Genomic DNA, 21,254 nt, shown 5'->3' with positions numbered 1-21,254 from the left:
ATGTCTGCTGTTGATCCCGCAAGCGTCACCGCTGCACCGAAGCCGATGACCCCGATTCAGGAATTCTGGCACTATTTTAAACGTAACAAAGGCGCGGTTATCGGCCTGGTTTACATCATTCTGATGCTGCTGATCGCCATCTTCGCCGATGTGCTGGCACCGCATGCCCCGGCTGAGCAGTTCCGCGATGCGCTGTTGCACCCGCCGGTGTGGCAGGAGGGCGGTAGCTGGAAATTTATTCTGGGCACCGATGACGTCGGCCGTGACATCCTGTCGCGCCTGATGTTTGGTGCGCGCCTGTCGCTGCTGGTGGGCTGCATGGTGGTCGTGCTGTCGCTGATTCTGGGCGTGATTTTCGGCCTGATGGCCGGTTATCTCGGCGGCGTGGTGGATGCAGTGATCATGCGCCTCGTCGATATCATGCTGGCGCTGCCAAGCCTGCTGCTGGCGCTGGTGCTGGTGGCCATCTTTGGCCCGTCGATTGTCAACGCCTCGCTGGCGATCACCTTCGTCGCGCTGCCGCACTACATTCGCCTGACGCGCGCAGCGGTGCTGGTGGAAGTCAATCGCGACTACGTGACCGCCTCCAGCGTGGCCGGTGCCGGTACGCTGCGCCAGATGTTCATCAATATTCTGCCTAACTGCCTGGCACCGCTGATCGTGCAGGCGTCGTTAGGTTTCTCCAACGCCATCCTGGATATGGCCGCGTTGGGCTTTCTCGGTATGGGGGCGCAGCCGCCGACGCCGGAGTGGGGCACCATGCTCTCCGACGTGTTGCAGTATGCGCAGAGTGCCTGGTGGGTCGTGACCTTCCCCGGAGTGGTCATCCTGCTGACGGTTCTGGCCTTTAACCTCATGGGCGATGGTTTGCGTGATGCACTCGACCCGAAACTCAAGCAGTAAAGAGGCACCGAGATGGCGTTATTAAATGTAGAAAAACTGTCGGTGCATTTCGGCGACGAAAAGGCACCGTTCCGTGCGGTTGACCGCATCAGCTACCAGGTAGAACAGGGCCAGGTCGTCGGGATTGTCGGCGAGTCCGGATCCGGTAAATCGGTCAGCTCGCTGGCGATCATGGGGCTGATTGACTATCCCGGTCGCGTGAAAGCGGAGAAGCTGGAGTTCAATCAGCGCGACCTGCAGCGCATCTCCGAAAAAGAGCGCCGCCAGCTGGTGGGCGCAGAAGTGGCGATGATCTTCCAGGACCCGATGACCAGCCTAAACCCGTGCTATACAGTGGGCTACCAGATCATGGAAGCGCTGAAGGTGCATCAGGGCGGCAGCAAGCGCACACGGCGTCAGCGTGCCATCGACCTGCTGGAGCAGGTGGGCATTCCCGATCCGGCGTCGCGGCTTGATGTCTATCCGCATCAGCTGTCTGGCGGCATGAGCCAGCGCGTGATGATCGCCATGGCCATTGCCTGTAAGCCGAAGCTGCTGATTGCCGATGAGCCAACCACGGCGCTCGACGTAACCATTCAGGCGCAAATCATCGAACTGCTGCTGGAGTTACAGAAGCAGGAGAACATGGCGCTGATCCTGATCACGCACGATCTGGCGCTGGTGGCCGAAGCGGCGCAGCACATCATCGTGATGTACGCCGGTCAGGTGGTGGAAAGCGGCAAAGCGGTGGATATCTTTAAAGCGCCGCGTCACCCGTATACGCAGGCGCTGCTGCGTGCGCTGCCGGAGTTTGCCGCCGACAAAGCGCGGCTGGCGTCGCTGCCGGGCGTGGTGCCGGGCAAGTATGACCGCCCTAACGGCTGTCTGCTCAATCCGCGCTGCCCGTACGTGACCGACCGCTGCCGTACTGAAGAACCTGAGCTGCGCGATATTCCGGGCCGCCAGTCCAAATGTCACTTCCCACTGGATGATGCCGGGAGACCGACTTATGAGTCTTGATAACACGAAGCAGGATTACCTGCTGCAGGCGATTGACCTGAAAAAACACTATCCGGTGAAAAAGGGTCTGTTCGGCCAGGAGCGCCTGGTGAAGGCGCTGGACGGCGTCTCCTTTAACCTCGAGCGTGGCAAAACGCTGGCGGTGGTGGGCGAATCCGGCTGCGGTAAATCCACGCTGGGTCGCCTGCTGACAATGATTGAAACGCCGACCGCCGGCGAGTTGTACTGGCACGGGCAGGATCTGCTGAAACACGATCCGCAGGCGCAAAAGCTGCGCCGGCAGAAAATCCAGATTGTGTTCCAGAACCCGTATGGCTCGCTCAATCCGCGTAAGAAAATCAGCCAGATTCTGGAAGAGCCGCTGGTGATCAATACCGCGCTGAGCAAAGCGGAACGGCGGGAAAAAACGCTGGAGATGATGGCCAAAGTGGGCCTGAAAACTGAGCACTACGATCGCTATCCGCACATGTTCTCCGGCGGTCAGCGCCAGCGTATCGCTATTGCACGCGGCCTGATGCTCGATCCCGACGTGCTGATTGCCGATGAGCCGGTCTCGGCGCTCGACGTCTCGGTGCGCGCTCAGGTGCTCAACCTGATGATGGATTTACAGCAGGATCTCGGCCTGTCCTATGTGTTCATCTCGCATGACCTGTCGGTGGTGGAGCACATCGCCGACGAGGTGATGGTGATGTACCTCGGACGCTGTGTGGAAAAGGGCAGCAAAGAGGCGATCTTCAGCAACCCGCGCCATCCGTATACTCAGGCGCTGCTGTCGGCCACGCCACGCCTCAATCCGGACGAACGCCGCGAGCGCATCAAACTGACCGGTGAGCTGCCGAGCCCACTGAATCCGCCGCCGGGCTGTGCGTTCAACGCACGCTGTCGCCGTCGTTTCGGTACCTGCGTGCAGCTGCAGCCGAAACTGAAGCAGTATGGTGAGCAGCAAATTGCCTGCTTCGCCGTCGACCAGGATGAGAATCAGCCGGTGGCGATGCCGTAATTACGGCCAGTCAGTGCGAAAGGCTCCTGCGGGAGCCTTTGTTATTGGTGGCATGATACATCAGTAAAATTAACCTGACGTGTCTTAATCGCCTGCGATGGCAGAAATGTATTACGCGACTGAATCTTTAAATCGCTGGTCCTGAACGACAGCGAAAAGGTTAAGGCAAATTCTGAATCCGTGCCGCATTGTGTGAGCGCCGTCACGGCCAGAGATAACTGCATATTTCCATGGTAAGTTGTTTATTATCAGTGCTTTAGCTTAATTATCTTGCGGCTACTATTTCCGTTAATCGATTTTTATTAATCCTGCTCAATTAATCAGTGCATGCTTTTTGCATCTGTATATTTTCAATCTTTCAGATAAAACTCTTTTGTCGAATCTGCGGTTTTAATAATCAGAATTCTCTCACCGTGTCTTAACGTGTGTGTTATATTCGCGGAAATTACCCCTCCGCTTTAACAGGCTCTGATCATGAAGAACTACGACGATCTGCAGCGTTTCCAGGAAAAAACGCAAACGCTGGACATTGCTTTTAAGGATATGTCCGGGCAATCGCTGGAAGCCGATCACAGCCAGTGGGCGATCATCCGTCAGCTGGCGACGGATGATGAGCCGGAGCTGGGTAGCGGCCAGCGCGTCGATCTGCCACAGCCGCAGCCGATTCGCGGCGATGAGTTTGTCGCGCCGCCACAGGCTCTTAATCCGGCGCCCGTCGCCCGCAGTGAAAAGGCATCGCTGCTGCAGAGCCTCGCCGCCAGCGCGCCGGCACCCGACACAGAAACACCGCGCAGCGCGTTATTCCCGCCAGCAAGCAGCGCGCCCACTGCCGCGTCAGTGTCGTCACTGGCACCGGCAGCCACGCACGTAGCGCGTCAGGCGGCCACTTCACTGTTCCCACCGCCGCCGATCAGCGCGCCGGTTGCTGAACAGGCGGTTGTCCCTGCTGCCGCAGCACCGGCCACTACGCCCGCCGTGGCGCAGCCGGAGCCTGCTACGCCCTCGCGCTTTGGCGCACTGTTCCGCTCGCGTGCGGCGGAACCGGTTCATTTATCTAAAGAAACACTGCTCAAACCGTTACTGGAGAAGATCGCGCTATGCCATTAGTTTGTGTGTGCTCGCCAAAAGGGGGAGTAGGAAAAACCACCATGGCGGCCAACCTGGCCTGGAGTCTGGCGCGTGCCGGCAGCAAAGTGCTGGCGATCGATTTTGACGTACAAAATGCGCTGCGCCTGCATTTTGGCGTACCGCTGCACGACAGCCGCGGCTTTGTGGCGCGCTCGGAAGAGCACGCTGACTGGAGTCAGTCAATCCTTACCACCGGCAGCAACATCTTTGTCATGCCTTACGGTGAAGTGACTGAAGCGCAGCGTGAGCGCTTCGAACACAACCTGGCGCACGATGCCCACTTCTTAAAACGCGGCCTGGATACCGTTCTGAATTATCCGGGTCTGGTGATTATTGCGGATTTTCCGCCGGGACCCGGTCCGGCGCTGAAAGCCATGCAGAAGCTGGCCGATATGCATTTAGTGGTGATGCTGGCGGATACCGCCTCGGTGGCGCTGCTGCCGCAAATTGAAAACCATCGAATGATTGGCCAGCCATTAAATAATCAGCACGGTCATTATTTCGTGCTCAACCAAAGTGATAATCGCCGGAATATCAGCCGTGAAGTAACCGCATTTATGCAGCAGCGGCTGGGCGATAATTTACTTGGCGTGGTGCACCGCGATGAAAGCGTGGCTGAGGCCAATGCCTCGCAGCAGTCAATCTATGATTTCAGCCCGGCTTCGGCAGCGGCGTTTGATATTGAACTGGTGGCAAAACGGGTGGCGAATATCCTGAATATCAACGTAGGCAACGGCGAAGTTCAGGCACCGATCCGCAGTCATTATTAACAAGCCCGGCCGCCAGCGGCCTGGTTCAAATAATAACAACACAGCTTCTTCAGGGTGAATCATGAGTAAACTCGGGTTTTACCTGCTGCTGCTGGTGCTTGCACCGGTCGCTGCGGTAATCGTCATCACGCCTATGGACAGCCAGAAACAGTATATTTTTGGTTTGATCAGTATTGGCATGATGTTTTTACTGGGCTTCAGTAAAAGCCGTAAAATAACCATTGTGATGGTTTTTCTTTCCGCGCTGATGTCGACCCGATATATCTGGTGGCGCACCACGGAAACGCTGCAGTTTAATTCCGAGATTGAAGCGATTCTCGGTATCGGCTTATATCTGGCCGAGCTGTATGTCTGGCTGATCTTAATTCTCGGCTTCCTGCAAACCAGCTGGCCATTAAAACGCACCATCGAACCGCTGCCGGATGATACCCGCTTGTGGCCGACGGTCGATGTCTACGTGCCGACCTATAACGAAAGCCTCGACGTGGTGCGGGATACCGTACTGGCGGCGCAGTGTATCGACTACCCGCGCGATAAGATCAAAGTTTACCTGCTGGATGATGGCAAACGCAGCGAGTTCGCGGTATTTGCCGCCGACGTTGGCGTCGGCTATATCACCCGTGACGATAACCGCCACGCCAAAGCCGGCAACCTCAATCACGCCATGAAAATCACCAAAGGCGAGCTGATTTGCGTGTTTGACTGCGACCACGTGGCGACGCGCACGTTCCTGCAGGCCACCGTCGGTCCGTTCCTGAAAGATCCGAAGCTGGCGCTGCTGCAGACGCCGCACTACTTTTATTCGCCGGATCCGTTCGAACGTAACCTGCGCGCCGCGCGCAGCATCCCGAATGAGGGCTCGCTGTTTTACGGTCCGGTGCAGCAGGGCAACGACAACTGGAACGCCACGTTCTTCTGCGGCTCCTGTGCGGTGATCCGCCGCAGCGCGCTGGAACAGATTGGTGGCTTCGCGGTGGAAACCGTCACCGAGGACGCGCATACCGCGCTGAAAATGCAGCGTCTCGGCTGGGGCTCGGCGTTCCTGGCAATTCCGCTGGCGGCGGGACTGGCGACCGAACGTCTGGGCCTGCACGTGATTCAGCGTACCCGCTGGGCGCGCGGCATGACGCAGATTTTCCGCGTCGACAATCCGCTGCTGGGCCGTGGGCTCAAGTGGCAGCAGCGTCTGTGCTACCTCAACGCCATGCTGCACTTCCAGTTTGGCCTGCCGCGCGTGGCGTTCCTCACTGCGCCGCTGGCTTACCTGCTGTTTAACCTGAATATTATCCACTCGTCGGCGTCACTCATCTTCGCTTACGTACTACCGCATCTGGTGATGTCGCTGTACGTTAACTCGCGCATGAACGGCAAATTCCGCTACACCTTCTGGGGTGAAATCTACGAAACCGTGATGTGCTTCCACCTGGTGATTCCGACGCTGCTGACCCTGCTGTCGCCAAAGCACGGCAAATTCAACGTGACGGATAAAGGTGGCCTGCTGGACCAGGGCTTCTTTGACTTCCACATCGTGCGGCCTCACGTCATCGTTGCCGCGCTGCTGTCGATTGGCATCGTGGCCGGCGTGGTGCGCGCCGTGGCGCATGATTACTTCGGGGTGGACCCGTATGTGATTGCGCTCAACGTCGGCTGGGCGGTGTTCAGCCTGATCATCCTGATGGCAGCGATTGCCGTGGCGCGTGAAACCAAACAGGTGCGTAAAACCATTCGTATCGAGGTGCAGATCCCGGCGGTGATTCACTATGCCAGCGGCATCTCTTCGCGCACGCAAACCAGCGATCTGTCGATGGGCGGCGCGCAGCTGGATGCGCCGGACAACCGGCATGAGCACGATGAAATCGAAGAGATCGATCTGCTGCTGAAATCGGGTGCCATCACCATTCCGGTGAGCAAGATCTCCGGTGATGAGGAGACCATTCGCCTGCGCTTTGGCGCGATGCCGCTGGCGCGCCGCCGTGAACTGGTGCGCGTGGTGCTGGCGCGGGCCGATGCGTGGATCCAGCCGGAATATAAGCAGGACAATCCGCTGGTGTCGCTCGGCACCATCATCCGTACCGTCTTTGAGCTGTTCTGGCTGAGCTGGAAAGATCGCCGTGAGGCGCGCAAGCGTGATGGCCAGGCAACGGCCAAAGAGGACAGCGCAGCATGAAAACATTGACGTACACGCTGCTGGCCAGCGCGCTGACCACCACGCTGCTGCTCGCCCCTGCCTGGGCAGAGACGCCGGCGGTAACCCAGGACAGCGCCGCGCTCTCTGACGTACCGCCGCCGCAGGGGCTGGATGGCAGTGCCGATCCGCAGCTGAAGCAGGCCGCGGGCGACGCGCCGTACACGCCGGGCGATGCAGCGCCGGTGCAGGAAAATACAGCACCCGCACAGCCAGCAGAGTCAGCACCGCCGGCAGAGTCAGCAACGCCAGCAGCATCGGCGGCGCCTGACATCGTCATACCGCAGGTGGCTGCAGAGGCACCGGCTGCCGCTGAGCCCGCTGGCGCGCTGTTAAACCAGCCGGTGAGTAGCACCATTTCGGTGGCGCAGATGGGACAGCCGCGCGGCATCACCCTGACCGGCGGCCAGCTGCAGTCCGGTATTCTGTTTACCCTGCCGGGTGATGAGGTGATCACTAATGCGCGGCTCAACCTGTCGCTGCGCGTCTCTGCCGCGCTGGCGGCGCGCAACACGTCGCTGCAGCTGATGCTCAACGGCCAGCCGCTCGGCACGCTGCCGCTGGGTGCCAGCGACAGCGATGTCAGCGACTATCAGCTGGATATTCCGGCGGCGATGGTGGTTTCCAGTAATAACCTCAGCTTTAAAATCAACGATGCTGACAAGCTGCTGTGCGAAAAAGAGAGCGCGCAGCAGTATCAGGTCACCATTCTGCCGAAAACCACGCTGAGCCTTGAAGGCCAGCAGCTCAACATCGGCACCAGCCTGCGCAACTTCCCGCGTCCGTTTATTGATGTGCAGCGCATGACGCCCGCCAGCGTGACCTTTGGTTTTGCCGCTAACGTTTCGCCGGATAGCGTCAGCGCCGCCGCGCTGGTGGCTTCCTGGCTCGGCATTCAGTCGGATTACCGTGGCATCCGTTTCCCGGTGGTGCGCGGCGATCTGCCCGAGCACAACGGTATCCTGATCGGCCATCCGGGTGACAAAATCGGCAGCGTGACGCTGCCCGCAGCCCGTGGTCCGCTGCTGCAGGTGATCGATAACCCCAACAATCCGGTGTACAAACTGCTGCTGGTGGTCGGTGCGGATGATGCCCAGCTGCGTCAGGCGGCCAACCGCCTGACCACGCAGCCGCTGGCCACCGATGCCAGCAGCCTGAACGTACCGCCGCAGCCGCTTGGCACGCGCAAACCGTACGACGCACCGCGCTGGATCAACACCAGCCGCCCGGTGCGCCTCAGCGAGCTGCTGCGTAAAGATCAGAGCCTGACCACCACCGGTATCTGGCATGATGCGCTGCGAGTTAACTTCCGCGCGGCGCCGGATCTGTTCCTGTGGGACGGCGACGCGATTCCGGTCAATCTGCACTACCGTTTCCCGTCGGAAAGCTGGATCGATGAAAACAATTCGTTTCTTAACGTCACGCTGAACGGCACCTTCCTGCGCAACCTGACGGTGAACAAAGTCGGGCTACTGGAGAGCGCCTGGCACCGGCTGGGCGGCGATGCACGCCAGGAGCAGTACACGCTGAAGCTGGAGCCGTATCTGATTTACGGCGACAACCAGCTGGCGCTCTACTTCAACATCAAGCCAAAGGCGGATGCGCCGTGCGGCGTGCTGCTCAACAACAACATCAAGAGCCGTATCGAAGAGGATTCGTGGATCGATCTGAGCCACACGCGCCACTTCACCATGCTGCCGAACCTGTCGTACTTCGTCGGTGCTTCGTTCCCGTTCTCGCGGCTGGCGGATTTTTCGCAGACCACGCTGCTGCTGCCAGAGGCACCGGGTGATGCGGAGATCGCGACGCTGCTCGACATGGCCGCGCGCGCCGGTAACGCCACCGGCGTGCCGCTGGTGCAGAACCAGGTGTTGTTTGGTCTGCCGAACGGCGGCACCAATCTGACGCGCCTGCAGCACAGCGATGTGCTGGCAGTGAGTACCATGCAGCACAGCGCCTTCACGCAGCAGATGCTGGCCGGCACCGCTTACCAGACCAGTGGCAACACGCTGGGCGTCAAAGAGCCGACCACCGTCGATAAGCTGCGCGGCTGGCTGACCGGTGACTGGTCTCGCCAGCAGTTGGATGCCGATCGCTACTTCTCCTCAAATGAAGCGTGGCGCGGCTTTGTCAGCTATCGCTCACCGTGGAGCGCCGATCGTCTGGTGGTGATGACGGTCGCCACCAGCGATCAGCAGCTGCTGCGTTTGCACGATGATTTGAATTCGGCGCGCATCAACGCCGGCATCCGCGGTGATACCGCCATCATCACCGATGAGAATGGCATCCGCAGCTTCCGCGTCGGGCCGCAGTTCCCGAGCGGTGAAATGCCGTGGTACATGATGGTGGTGTGGTATGCCAACCAGCACTCGGTACTGATGGCGCTGGCGGCGCTGCTGCTGTCGGCGCTGATCGGCAGTGCGGCCTGGGTGATGCTGAAGCGTCATGCGTGGCGCCGTCTCCACCCGAAAGACGATAGTCACTCCGGCCGGAAGTAAGGATAAAAATAATGAAAAAACAGCTGATAAGTGCCGGTATTCGTCAGGCGTTGCTGCTGGGCGGCGCGCTGGCCTTCTCACAGCCGCTGCTGGCGGCGGAGAGCACCAATCCGGCGTTACAGGCACTGTTCGACCAGGCGGCCTACTGGCATCAGAAAGCGCATGACGATCTGGCGAAAGCCTCGCTGCAAAAAATCCTGATGGTGGAGCCGAACAATACCCAGGCGCTGTATCTGCTGGCGCTCTATTCACAGCAAAGCGGCAGCGCGGCCGATGCGGCACAGTGGCGCGCCCGCCTGAGTGCGGTATCGCCCAACGATCCGCATCTGACGGAGCTGGACAACGCCCGGCAGCTGCAGAGCATTCCGCAGGCGCAGCTGTCGCTGGCGCGTCAGCAGGCGCGCAGCGGTAATATCGCCGCCGCGCTGCAAACCTGGCGCAACACCTTCAGCGGCAACGAGCCGCCGCCGAGCGTGGCGGCAGAATATTATCTGACCATGGCCGGCGACCGCACGTTGCTGCCCCAGGCGGTGGAGGCGCTGCGGCAGTTTGCCGCCGACCATCCGCAGGATACCGGCGCTCAGCTGGCGCTGGGCAAAGCGCTGACCTATCAGGAAGCGACGCGCCGCCAGGGCATTGATGTGCTGGCCAGCATGGCGGACGGTAATAAAGAGGCCGATCGCTCGCTGCGTCAGGCGCTGCTGTGGCTGGCACCGCAGGCGTCGGACGCCGCGCTGTACCAGACCTGGCAGCAGCGCCATCCGCAGGACAGCGCAGTGGTGGATTACTACCGCAAAAATGTTGGCGGCGCGGAGAAGGGCGCGGGCTTTAGCGCGCTGAACAGCGGCGACGTCAGCGGTGCGCAGAACAACTTTGAAAAAGTGCTGCAGGCCAACCCGCAGGACGCCGATGCGCTGGCCGGTATGGGCTACGTGGCGCAGCGCGCCGGACGCTACGCCGAAGCCGCCGATTATCTGACGCGCGCCGCACAGCTGGGCGGCGATCAGAGCCAGCAGCGTCAGCAGCAGGCGGCCGACGCCCGCTTTTACGCGCAGCTGGCGAATGCCCAGCAGGCGCTGAAAAACGGTGACAGCGCGCAGGCGCTGGCGCTGAGTGAGCCGCTGACGCAGGCTGAGGGCGAAAAAGGTATATCGGCGAAGCTGTTCCGCGCTGATGTGCTGCGCCGCAGCAATCAGCTGCAGCAGGCGGAGCAAACCTACCGGGCCATTCTGCAGAGCGATGCCGATAACCGCAGCGCCAAAGAGGGGCTGTTTTACGTGCTGCGCCAGCAAAACCGCAGCGCCGAAGCCAATACCCTGCTGGCATCATTGCCCGACAGCGTGCGCCAGAGCGTGGCACCGCGCGGTAACAGCAGCGATCCGCTGCGTGCGCAGGCAAAACGCGAGCTGGCGGCAGGCAACCGCAGTGCGGCCATCGCCACGCTGAACAGCGCCATTCAGCGCTATCCCAGCGACGGCTGGCTGCGACTCGATCTGGCGCGCATCTACCGCGCGCAGGGCGATAGTTTACTGGCCGCCAACGTCATGCAACCGACCCTGCGCAGCGGTGCCAGCACCAGCGAGCTGTACGCCGGTGCGCTTAACGCCAGCGAGAGCGGTGCCTGGCAGCAGGCCAGCCAGCTGCTGGCGCGCATTCCCAACGGCAGCAAGAACAGCGAGATGCGCGAACTGGCGCAGCGCGTGAATTTCAATCTGCAAATGGCCACCGCCGATCGCTATCTGGCGCAGGGTTCTGACGCGGCAGCGGCCAATACGCTGCGCGCGCTGGCCGCCACGCCGCCAGCCAATCCGGTCGATGCCGGTAATCTGGCGCAGAAACTGGCCAAAGCCGGCGATCTCACCACGGCGGTGACGGTGGTGCGCGGCAACATGCAGCGTGGCGTGCAGGGCAACGCCGGTGATTACGCCGCGCAGGTGGCGGTGCTGAATCAGGCGGGACTGACGACCGAAGCGCAGAGCTTCCTCAGCAGTCCGGAGCTGCAGGCGCGCAGTACGCCCACGCAGCTGGCCGGCATCCGCAACGGTTATGTCATCAATGAAGTCGATCGCCTGCGCGAGCAGAAGCAGTACGCCGCCGCCTATGACAAGCTGGTGGGTGCGCTGCAGCACGATCCGCAGAACCGCGATCTGATGTTTGCCATGGCGCGTCTGTATCAGTCCGGCAAGATGAACAAAGAAGCGGGCGTGGTGTATGACTATCTGCTGACGCAGGATACGCCCACTCAGGATGCGCGCACCGGTGCTATTGATGTGGCGCTGGCGCAGAACGACGTCGACAAAGCGAACACCTTAACCCGCGGCCTGCGCAATGAGCAGACGCCGGATCGCCTGTTACTGCTGGCACGCGTGGCGGAAGCCAACGGCGAGCACAGCCAGGCGATGAGCTACCTGCGCAGCGCGCGCGGCCAGCTGATTGGTCTGCAGGGCGCACAGAGCGGCAGCGTGCCGACCGTCGGCGGCCTGGCGCTGGCGGACAATCCGTTTATCAACCGCAGCACCTCGCCGGTGTCCGGTTCGCCTTCCAGCTATGGCACGGTAATGCCGTGGCAAACGGCACCGGCCACCAGCAGCAGCGCGCAGGACGTCACGCTGGCGAGCACCACGCCGGCGGTCCGGCAGAGCCAGACGCTGCGCCAGATTGACGAAATGATGGACAATCTGCAGGAGAAAACCGGCACCTGGGTACAGGGGCAGATGCAGGTGCGCGGACGCGACGGCGAATCGGGCCTCAGCAAGCTGACCGAAGCCAAAGCGCCGCTGACCTTCTCGACCGTGCCGTTCGGCGAGTCACGCTTCGACTTTACTATGACGCCGGTGTCGCTCACCGCTGGCAGTGCGGCCGGTGATGCGTGGCGTCGCTTCGGCAGCAACGCGCTGGTGCAGGGCAATGTGGTGGCATCCGGCGCGGCCAAAATAGACGATACGCCGTCTTCGTCGACCGATTCGCAAAAGGCCACCGGCGTGGAACTGAATATGGCGCTGAAGGGCGGCAGCTACAAAATCGACCTCGGCAGCACGCCGCTCGGCCAGGATCTCAGTACGCTGGTGGGCGGCGTGCAGTGGTCGCCGAAGCTGACCGATTTCCTGACGCTGATCCTCACCGGTGAACGCCGCGCCATGACCGACAGCCTGCTGTCGTACGTTGGCGTAGAGGACAAGACCAGCGGCAAGCGCTGGGGGCGCGTCACCAAAAACGGCGGCAATGCCATGCTGAGCTTCGATAACGGCGACGCGGGTTTCTATGTCGGCGGCGGCGCTTACAGCTATCTGGGCGAGAACGTGGCGAGCAATAACAGCGTGCAGGCCACTGCGGGCGCTTACGTGCGGCCTTACCACTACGACGACCGCGAGCTGAAGGTCGGCATGAGCCTGTCGTGGATGGATTTCTCCAAAAACCTGAGTTACTTCAGCTACGGTCAGGGCGGCTATTTCAGTCCGCAGAATTATGCCGCGGTGTCGTTCCCCATCGACTTCAGCCGCAAGTTTGATGATCTGAAAGTCAACGTTGGCGGTTCGGTCGGCTATCAGTCGTACAGCCAGGACAAGAGCGCGTATTTCCCCAACGATCCGTCGCTGCAGTCCCAGCTGCAAAGCCTCGCCGATCAGGGCTTTGTCAAAAGCGCCTACTACAGCGGTGAGAGCAAAAACGGCATCGGCTATAACCTGCACGCCGGTGCCGATTATAAGATTAATAAAGATGTCACCATCGGCGGCCAGCTCGGCTATGACACCTTTGGCGATTACAACGAAAGCACAGCCAATCTGTACTTCCGTTATCTGTTTGGAGACAACTAATGAGTGAGCAACCGGGCGCACGCATCAGCCATCCGTATCAGCCGGGCTGGTTTGATCTGGTCAGCGTGATGATTGAGAGCATGCTGGACAACGCTGGCGCGGAGGCGGAAGCCTTCCTCAACGGCGTGGGCGAATTGCTGGCAACGCGCTATCCTTTGCCGGAGGCGCGCACCGTGCAGGATCTGGAGCGCGAAATTAATCTCCAGCTGGCGCGCTTTAACTGGGGCTTTGTTCAGCTGCAGCCGCAGCAGAACGCGATTATGCTTGAGCACCATGCCCTGCCGCAGGGCGACAGCCAGCTTGATGCAGAACGCTGGCAGCTGGCGCTGAGCGCAGTGCTGGCCGGCGTGTACGCGCAGTGGCTACGTGCGCAGGGTGGCAGCGCGGCGGTACCGCTGACGCTGGAAAAAATCGACGGCGGCACGCTGCATTATCGATACCAATAGGAAGCTGTGATGAGAGTGATGCGGTTCTGGCGTCAGTGGATGCTGTGTTTCATGGTGATATTTTTCAGTGCTCAGGCGGCGGCCGATGGCTGGAGCAGTTACAAAAGCCGCTTTATGAGCAGCGACGGCCGCATCAGCGATACGGCCAACAACAACGTCAGCCACACCGAAGGCCAGGGCTACGGCATGCTGCTGGCGGTGGCGTATAACGATCGCGCCACCTTTGATTTGCTGTGGCAGTGGACGCGTACCCATCTGCGCAATCCGCAGAATGACCTGTTCTACTGGCGCTATACGCCGGGCGCAGCCGATCCCATCGCCGATAAAAATGATGCTTCGGACGGGGATGTGCTGATCGCCTGGGCGCTGCAGCGCGCGGCGCAGAAGTGGGGCGGTGATTATCAGCAGGCGTCGGATCGCATTCAGCGCGCGGTCATCAAGCTAACGGTGATCGACTACGCCGGCCGCAAGGTTATGCTGCCGGGTGCGCAGGGCTTCAATAAAACCAGCTATGTGGTGCTTAACCCTTCCTATTTCCTGTTCGCCGCATGGCAGGAGTTTGCGCAGCACAGCCATCTGCGCGTGTGGAACACGCTGATTGATGATGGCCTTGCGCTGCTGGGCGACATGCAGTTTGGCAAAACCGGCCTGCCGCTGGACTGGGTGGCGCTGAACGCCGATGGCTCCGTCGCGCCGGCGGTCGGCTATTCCAACCGCTTCAGCTATGACGCGATCCGTATTCCGCTGAATATCTGGTGGTACGATCCGCAAAGCCTGCGGCTGGTGCCCTTCCAGCGCGTCTGGCAGGGCTACGCGCGCGACACCACGCCAGCGTGGTTTGATGTGCTGGCCAATACCCCGGCACCTTACAATATGGAAGGTGGCCTGACCGCGGTGCGCGACCTGACGCTCAACCAAACCGGCTACCTCAGCGACCGCTTAGCGCCGGAGCAAAACTATTTCTCCGCCAGCCTGCAACTGCTGACCTGGCTGGCTTATCAGGAGAAGCGATAGCCTCTCTGTGCCGGACGGAATCAACCTTCCGTCCGGCCGATCACCATCAGGCCCGCCCGCCTGGCTTCAAACCCTGTTCCACCGTTTCACTCGATTCCAGACCTGTCTGTATTTCATTTCATTCCTGTACTGACCGCGCAGCTATTGCGCCCGATCAACACCATCAGCGCGTACTACACGCAATTTGTCATGCTAAAATGTATAGACAAAAGTGTATGATAAATGCAAACGGAACCGGAGTTTGAGTGGGATACCACCAAGGCGGAAACAAATTTCCGCAAGCATGGTATCCGCTTTGAAGTTGCAGCCCGCGTGTTTGAGGATCCTTTCCACCTGTCGGTGCAGGATCGTTATGAAAATGGGGAATATCGCTGGCAAACCATTGGTAATGTTATGGGGCATGTGGTCATTCTGGTGGCCCATACGGTGCGCTTCGAAACAGATGTTGAGCGAATAAGGATTATCAGCGCACGCCATGCAACGCGTATTGAGAGGAGGCGCTATGAGCAAAGTCAGGTTTAAACGCAGTGAATTACCGCCGCTCACCGATAAGCAACAGGCGGAGCTGGATGCTTTGAGCCGGAAACAGGACAGCGACATCCAGTGTGATGATATTGCGCCGTTAGACGACAGTTTCTGGCAGGCTGCCGAACGGGGGCGTTTTTACCGCCCGGTAAAAACCCAGGCTTCGATCAGAATCGATGCGGATATTCTTGAGTGGTTAAAGGCGCCTGGCAAAGGTTACCAGACGCGCCTCAACGCGATCCTGCGAGCCGCGATGCTAAGAGAACTGCAGGGTAAATAGTGTGCTTATTTAAAATCCGCATACGGTTCCAGTGGCTGTGGTGGCATATCCATGTCGCCGTTCCAGCCGGCCATTGAGTAGCGCACATACAGCAGCCCGTGGCTTGGGGTGTAATCTTTCGCCTGCTGAATGTCCATGGCCAAACCCAGCGACCAGTGCGGCGTGATGCGCCGTTCTATCAACGCCTGCACGGTATAGCCGAAACCGCGTCCGGAACTGCTGTCCGATGACGGATTGCTGGCCAGCGTAAAGCCTGGATTCACCGGGTAGCGCGCCTGAGCGTCGGTGGTTGACTGTGACCACGACACCGAACCGCCGAGTTCATACGACCAGTTTTCCGTGCGCTGACGCCAGGTCAGCGGCACCGCCAGCGAGAAGTAGCGCTGCGGGCTGTAATAGCCGCCCTGGCCAAAGGTGTAGTCGCTCAAATCTTTCTGATAGTGCCACAGCATACTGTTCAGGCCGATGGTGGCGCGCTGGTTGTCGCTATTGATCAGCTTGTAGTAATAGCCTGCCATCAGCCGTTCGCGGCTGTTGTCCGCCACGTTTTCACCGCTGATTTGATGGGCGCTGAGATCGGCCCACACCCCGTGCGCGCCGCCCCGATCGTAGCTCAGGCCGATGCCGCCGCCGGTCGCGACGACGCCGCCCCAGTTTTTGCCGCCGTTAGTGGCCGGATCGCGCGCGCCGGCGTAAGCCAGCAGCGAACTGGAGATTGGGCGACGTGAAGCGGTAAAAGTCACCCCGAGATCGTCGATGTCAGTTTTCCAGCTTACGCCGCCGACCCAGTTAGTGACGGTAAAACCGAGCGGCGTGGTGCCGATATCGGCTGACCAGCGATCGTTGTGCCAGCCGACGCCCAGCGCGGTGCCTTCGTCCCGCTGGGTGAAATCGCGCCGGCAGCCCCCGGCGTTGGCGTCGTTACAGCTGCCGAACTGTTCACTATGGCTGCCATCAGTGGTGGAAAATGTTCCGGCAGAAACCTGTACGTGATCAACGCGCACAAAGCTGCGGCCATCGGCCAGCGGGGTTTCCGCCTGCAGCATGGTGGTATGGGCGGTAAAGTCGGAGGTGCCTCCGTTGCCCTTATCGCGCGAGTAGTCCTGTTCCAGCGTCACGGTGGTGTCCTGCTGGCGATACAGGTCAGCGGCGTCGCTGCGAATGCTGCGCTTCAGCCAGTCGTCCTGGGCCTGCGTGCGCGTCAGCCGGGTATAGCGGGCGTTATCGTCTGGCAGCGCAGGCGTGATGCCGCTGGCGACCATCGCCGCGCGGTAATCCTGCTGTGCCAGCGCGGGCTGGCGCTGCTGTCTCTCCAGCCGCGCGGCATCACGCAGCACCAGCGCTTTTTCCTGTGACGGCGCGACAGCGGCGGCGCGGGTTTTCAGCGCGCTGAACAGCTGCTGCGCTTTGAGGAGATCGCCGCTGTTTTGCCAGGCGAGCGCCACACGCCGGCCGCTGTTCAGGCTCTGCTGCGCCACGCTGTCCGGCAGGCTGTGCAGCGCTGCGCGCGCTTCGGTGGTGCGCTGCAGCGCCAGCAGCGCCTCGATGCGGCCGAGCGCGGCATCGTTGTTGCTGGCGTCCTGCTGCAGCACCTGCTGATAACCGGCCAGCGCTGTTGTGGCATCGCCCCGCTCCAGCGCCCAGTCGGCCAGCGTAATGTCGCGGCGCGGCGAGGCCGGCTGCTGTTGCAGCAAGCGGATGGCGGCGGCTTCATCACCGCGGGCGCGTAGCTCCCCGGCACGCCCGAACGCCTGGTTTTGCGCCAGGCGGTCCGCCAGTTCATGCATGTTGCTGTCCCAGCGGGCGGAGGGTAAACGGTGCAGCGTGGCCAGCGCGGCGGCATCGTCGTCGCCGGATGACTGCCACAGTGCCGTGGCATACAGCGCGGCTGGCTGCTGCGGCTGCTGGCGCACCATCGCGGCCATTACCGCCGCGCCTGCCTGGTTGTCACCGCTGCTGCGTAGCGCATTGGCCAGCCGCCAGGCCAGCCAGACATCATCCGGGCGCGCCTGAGCCGCCTCACGGTATTTCGCTACCGCCTGCGGCCATTGCTGCTGCTGCGCCAGCGTATCCGCGTCGGCCAGCAGGCTCTCAATACGTAAATTGCTCAGGCGCTGCTGCGCCGTGCCGTTACTGCGGTCAAGGCGCAGCGCCTGCTGCCAGTACTGCCGGGCTAACGCGCTGTTTTTACGCGCCTGCGCCACATCACCGAGGCCGATGAGCGCCCAGCTGTCATTACTGTCGATGGCCTGCGCGCTGCGGTACTGCCGTTCAGCGCCGGATAAATCCCCCTGCTTCAGCGCTGCGTCGCCGCTGTCGATGGCCAGCCAGTAACGATTGGTCTGTAACAGGGACTGCCACTTGCCGATTTGCGTGCTGGCCTGGCCCGCCTGAATCGCTTTCTGTAGCCAGCTGATGGCGGCGGCACGGTGACCGGCACGCGCCTGCGCCTGGCCCATGGCACCGAGCAGTTCGGCGTCGTCCGGATTGGCCTTCAGCGCCGCCTGTAATGCGCCGATTGCCGCTGCGCCGCCGCCAGCTTCGACCAGCGCCAGGCCGCGCATGCGCTGGCGGAAGGCCGGATCGGCCAGCATTTTTTGCTGACGCGCCAGCTCATCCGCTCCGCGCTGTTGCGCATCGCCGCTGGTGAACACCTGCAGATACTGCTGCAGGCTGGCAACGCTGCGCTCGCTCACCGGCTGGTTCTGGATCTGCTGCAGCCACAATTCAGACGCGGCATCGCGGCCGCCGTCGCGGTTGGCCAGCTGACGCAGCTGGGTCACCGTCTGATCCGGCTGATTATTATCAAACGCCATGCGCGCCAGCTGTAGCTCGACGCCGATATTGCCCGGATAACGCTGCTCCAGCGCCTGCAACTGACGCCAGGCGAGCGGCTGCTGGCCCGGCAGGCGCGCCACCAGTCGCCAGTACTCCAGTTCGGTGTTTACATCGGGAAAGACGCCGTGAAATAGCGCATCCCACGCTGCTTTGGCCTCCGGCAGCCGTCCGGCGGTGGCCAGCAGCCGCGCCTGCTGCAGCTGCTGACGTCCTTCGGGGCTCATCAGGCGCAAACCTGCCGCAGATTCGCGTGTGGCGGCGTCATCCGGCGCAGCCTTTTGCAGCGCATCGAACAGCTGCTGCGCTTTGGCCTGATCGCCCTGACGCAGCGCCATACGAATGCGTGCCGCCAGCACCTGCGGGTTATCCGGATCGATTTTTTCCAGCCGGTACAGCGACTGCTGCACCAAATCGTATTTGTTGGTGGATTCGCCGGTACGAATCTGCATCAGCAGCCACGCGACCGGCGCCACCTGCGGACCGGGCGCGGCCGCCACGCTGCCAGCCAGCGCACTAGCGATCAGCAGCGCAAGCGGTAACTTATTCATCGTCATCCAGCTCAGCCAGGCGACGACGGCTCACCATGCGCATCAGGCGCCAGGCCATCAGGGCGAACAGGATCACCACCAGCACGGCACACACGGCCAGCCATACCGGATGGGTGGCCAGCAGATTCCACAGCCGCTCCCACCACGGCAGATGCCCGACAAAGTAGGTATCGCCCACGCGCACGCTGTTGACGCCGGACTCCCGGACGATGCTGACAGAACCGAACATCGCCGCGCGTTTGCCGCTGTCGCGCAGCGCACCGTTCAGCAACTCCCAGCCGCGTGGGCTGTCAGCCAGCAGCGCCACCACACTGCGCTGATCGTGGAACGGCGACTGGAAGCCAACCAGAGCGCCGAGCGGACCGCGCGAACTGATGCCGGTCTGGCTTTCGGCGGTGCGCTCGCTGGCTGACAGTGGCACGTTGGGCGCGCTGCCCGGGCGCGATGGCATGTTGAGGGTGCTGCGCGTGCGATCCACCAGCAGATTGATCGCCGTGTCCGCCTGCAGATCCGGCGGAATGCTGCCGATCAGCAGCAGATCGGCATCGTGGTCTTTGGCGTTGCGCCAGTCATCGCTCATCTGCACGCGCAGTGCCGGATAGCCGGTCTGGGCGCCGATCGCCCCCAGCGCGTCAAGCAGCGTACTGACTTCGCCGCTCTCCGGTTTTGCCGGCACCAGCACCAGGGTTTGCGCCAGATCGGCGTAGCGGCTGAACGGGAAGCCAGCGCTGGCAAACGCGCCGAGCGAAGGCATTTCGATGTAGTGACGATAGCCGGAGAAATCGATGCTGGAGCGATCGTCGATCACCGCATGATGCGCGACGGGGGTGACGGTTTCACAGCGGCCATCGGCAGTGCCGCCGATAAAGGTATTGGCGTAGTCAAAATCAAAGCGCAGCTGGTTCACCACACCGAGACGCAGTGCCGGAATGGTCAGCTGACGGCTGTTGTCCTGCAGGCCCTGCATCAGCGGAATGCGCATCAGCTGCTGGCCCGCGCCATCTTTACTGGTCAGCGGATAATCCTGCATGAACTGGTTATTGAGATGCACCGCCAGCCGTGAGCCGTCCTGCTGCACCGGTGAGGTGTAGCGATAGATCAGGTCCATATCAATGCCGCGTGCGCGCACCAGGAACAGATCCGGCGGCAGGTTGAGCGTCAGGCTAATCGGGTTGGGTTGCAGGCCATCAGCCTGCAGCTGGTTCTGATACTGCGTCAGTTCACCAAAGGTGGTGCGGCGATCGGTGCGTACCCAGTTTGGCGCATCGTACGGCTGGCGCGGGGCCAGCAGTTTCACGCTGTCGATGGTGGCGCGCTCGCCGCGCAGCAGCAGTTCACCCTGCGCAATGCCCTCTACTGCAGTGATCAGATCGTTATCGTCGCGGCCGAGAATCAGCAGCATCTTCTGATAGGGATTGTCCGGCTGGCTGATCATTTCCACGGTGGGTTTGTCCACCGGCGGCAGCGTTTGCAGGAAGTCAGGCCGGCGATCGTTAGTGGCGAACACCACCGCGTGCTGTCCTTCCGGCAGCTGGTTATACAGCACCGGGAAGGACTGGCCGCGCCACTGCGCCTGGCTACCGAACCACGAGGCCAGCAGGCCTGCCGCACGCTGTTGCTGCACATCCGGCTGGCCGCTGAAGACCATCGGCAGCTGCAGCGGCCGGTTGTCGCGCGCGTCAAAGAATGGCTCCGGGAAATGGGAGAGATCATTTTTCAGCGGCAGCTTCTGCAGCGTCAGGTCCAGTTTGCTCGCTTTACCGATATCCAGCCAGATGGTGCTGTTGGCCGGATTTTCACACACGTTGGCGTAGTGGCCGACCAGTTCCAGGCGGATACGGTTGAAGTCGCTAATGTAGCGCGGGTCGATCGCCAGCTGAGTCTGGTTCTCTTTGCCGAGCTGATCGGCGGTGACGGTGACCAGTCCCACCAGTTCATCGTTGAGATACACCTTGAGCTGCGACTGCGTCGGCAGCAGCGCCGGCGAAGGCCGGTAGTTGAGCGTCAGCAGCGCGCGCGTGACCACCTCGTCGCTGCGCACGCCGAACTCAATCTGGCTGGTGGGGACGGTGCCGCGCAGCGTCATGCTACCCGGCGGCGGTGCCACCTGGGTAAACAGCAGCTGGCTATCGCGCAGCGGGGCGCTGGCATCGAGCGGTTGGTTCACGTCGGGCAGCGGCACAGAGGTTGCCGCAGGCGGTGCATCAGGAAGCGCCGCCGGAAGTGCCGCCTGCGCCAGAGACGCCGTGCCCAGCAGCAGGGCGGTGAACCAACTCAGTTTTCTCGTCATGGTCATATCATCAGC

General features: G+C 61.4%; 14 protein-coding genes. 12 read left to right on the top strand and 2 right to left on the bottom strand.

Annotated features, from left to right (window positions below; translation table 11 throughout):
- The 12 genes from dppC (at position 1) to C1N60_RS19125 (ending at position 15,563) form a co-directional block, all read left to right on the top strand.
- Positions 1–903 (top strand): dipeptide ABC transporter permease DppC, encoded by a 903-nt coding sequence (gene dppC, locus C1N60_RS19180; protein ID WP_021507020.1) that lies wholly within the window; start codon positions 1–3, stop codon positions 901–903.
- A gap of 12 nt (positions 904–915) precedes the next feature.
- Positions 916–1,902: a dipeptide ABC transporter ATP-binding protein gene (gene dppD / locus C1N60_RS19175; RefSeq protein ID WP_021507019.1), complete on the top strand. Its 987-nt coding sequence runs from the start codon at positions 916–918 to the stop codon at positions 1,900–1,902.
- Positions 1,892–2,902, top strand: coding sequence for a dipeptide ABC transporter ATP-binding subunit DppF (dppF, locus tag C1N60_RS19170; protein WP_159378045.1), 1,011 nt, complete (start codon positions 1,892–1,894; stop codon positions 2,900–2,902). Before dppD ends, dppF begins: the two co-directional genes overlap by 11 nt.
- A gap of 474 nt (positions 2,903–3,376) precedes the next feature.
- Positions 3,377–4,009, top strand: coding sequence for a cellulose biosynthesis protein BcsO (gene bcsO, locus C1N60_RS19165; RefSeq protein ID WP_394521202.1), 633 nt, complete (start codon positions 3,377–3,379; stop codon positions 4,007–4,009).
- The gene (bcsQ, locus tag C1N60_RS19160; protein ID WP_394521201.1) at positions 4,000–4,800 is read left to right on the top strand and encodes a cellulose biosynthesis protein BcsQ; all 801 of its coding nucleotides are present in this window, start codon (positions 4,000–4,002) and stop codon (positions 4,798–4,800) included. Before bcsO ends, bcsQ begins: the two co-directional genes overlap by 10 nt.
- Positions 4,801–4,861: 61 nt before the next feature.
- On the top strand, positions 4,862–6,967 hold the full coding sequence (gene bcsA, locus C1N60_RS19155; protein ID WP_021507015.1) for a UDP-forming cellulose synthase catalytic subunit: 2,106 nt from the start codon (positions 4,862–4,864) through the stop codon (positions 6,965–6,967).
- Positions 6,964–9,483 (top strand): cellulose biosynthesis cyclic di-GMP-binding regulatory protein BcsB, encoded by a 2,520-nt coding sequence (gene bcsB, locus C1N60_RS19150; RefSeq protein ID WP_394521200.1) that lies wholly within the window; start codon positions 6,964–6,966, stop codon positions 9,481–9,483. Before bcsA ends, bcsB (C1N60_RS19150) begins: the two co-directional genes overlap by 4 nt.
- An 11-nt stretch (positions 9,484–9,494) precedes the next feature.
- Positions 9,495–13,298, top strand: a complete 3,804-nt coding sequence (locus C1N60_RS19145) for a cellulose biosynthesis protein BcsC (RefSeq protein ID WP_394521199.1) — start codon at positions 9,495–9,497, stop codon at positions 13,296–13,298.
- Positions 13,298–13,744, top strand: coding sequence for a cellulose biosynthesis protein BcsD (gene bcsD / locus C1N60_RS19140; protein ID WP_058758083.1), 447 nt, complete (start codon positions 13,298–13,300; stop codon positions 13,742–13,744). Before C1N60_RS19145 ends, bcsD begins: the two co-directional genes overlap by 1 nt.
- A 9-nt stretch (positions 13,745–13,753) precedes the next feature.
- Positions 13,754–14,758 carry a glycosyl hydrolase family 8 gene (locus C1N60_RS19135; RefSeq protein WP_031279620.1) on the top strand — a complete coding sequence of 335 codons (1,005 nt, stop codon included), beginning with the start codon at positions 13,754–13,756 and terminating at the stop codon, positions 14,756–14,758.
- 222 nt (positions 14,759–14,980) lie between these two features.
- Positions 14,981–15,280, top strand: coding sequence for a BrnT family toxin (locus tag C1N60_RS19130; RefSeq protein ID WP_058771045.1), 300 nt, complete (start codon positions 14,981–14,983; stop codon positions 15,278–15,280).
- A complete protein-coding gene (locus C1N60_RS19125; RefSeq protein WP_058775497.1) occupies positions 15,261–15,563 on the top strand; it encodes a BrnA antitoxin family protein in 303 nt (100 codons plus the stop codon). Before C1N60_RS19130 ends, C1N60_RS19125 begins: the two co-directional genes overlap by 20 nt.
- Positions 15,564–15,568: 5 nt before the next feature.
- Here the strand turns inward: C1N60_RS19125 and bcsC are convergent, their stop codons facing one another.
- The gene (bcsC, locus tag C1N60_RS19120) at positions 15,569–18,949 is read right to left on the bottom strand and encodes a cellulose synthase complex outer membrane protein BcsC (RefSeq protein WP_394521198.1); all 3,381 of its coding nucleotides are present in this window, start codon (positions 18,947–18,949) and stop codon (positions 15,569–15,571) included.
- A complete protein-coding gene (bcsB, locus tag C1N60_RS19115) occupies positions 18,942–21,239 on the bottom strand; it encodes a cellulose biosynthesis cyclic di-GMP-binding regulatory protein BcsB (protein WP_394521197.1) in 2,298 nt (765 codons plus the stop codon). The genes bcsC and bcsB (C1N60_RS19115) overlap by 8 nt, the downstream gene beginning before the upstream one ends.
- Positions 21,240–21,254: the final 15 nt, after the last annotated feature.

The organism is Pantoea sp. SGAir0184 (assembly GCF_043544755.1).
This window is presented reverse-complemented; position numbering and strand designations above follow the sequence as displayed.